The 280-nt window shown below is 30.0% G+C and carries 1 protein-coding gene; it reads right to left on the bottom strand.

Annotation, left to right across the window (positions count from 1 at the left end; translation table 11 throughout):
- Positions 1-42: 42 nt before the first annotated feature.
- Positions 43-177 carry a hypothetical protein gene (locus ACSG5Z_RS32460; RefSeq protein WP_435712994.1) on the bottom strand — a complete coding sequence of 45 codons (135 nt, stop codon included), beginning with the start codon at positions 175-177 and terminating at the stop codon, positions 43-45.
- Positions 178-280: the final 103 nt, after the last annotated feature.

The following is a 280-nucleotide window of genomic DNA, read 5'->3' on the forward strand; positions in this document are numbered from 1 at the left end:
TGGTAACTTAGACTCTACAAAATTAGTGGGTAATTCAGTAGATTAGTTAGTAGGAATATTTGTTTTAGAAGGAGAAATCTCAGCTGCACTTGCATCTGTTGGTGCAACCGCCCCCAATCCTCCTATACCGATAGCTCCAGCTAAAGCAACGTTCACTAACTTATTCATTTTTTTCATAAAAAAACCTCCTTTAAATTAGTAATAGTCAAAAAATAATAAAAATGCAAAAATAAACAAATTTTATGTATATAAGAAACTTAATTTAAGGTTTATATACATT

The organism is Bacillus pretiosus (assembly GCF_051294775.1).
Lineage (GTDB): Bacteria > Bacillota > Bacilli > Bacillales > Bacillaceae_G > Bacillus_A > Bacillus_A wiedmannii.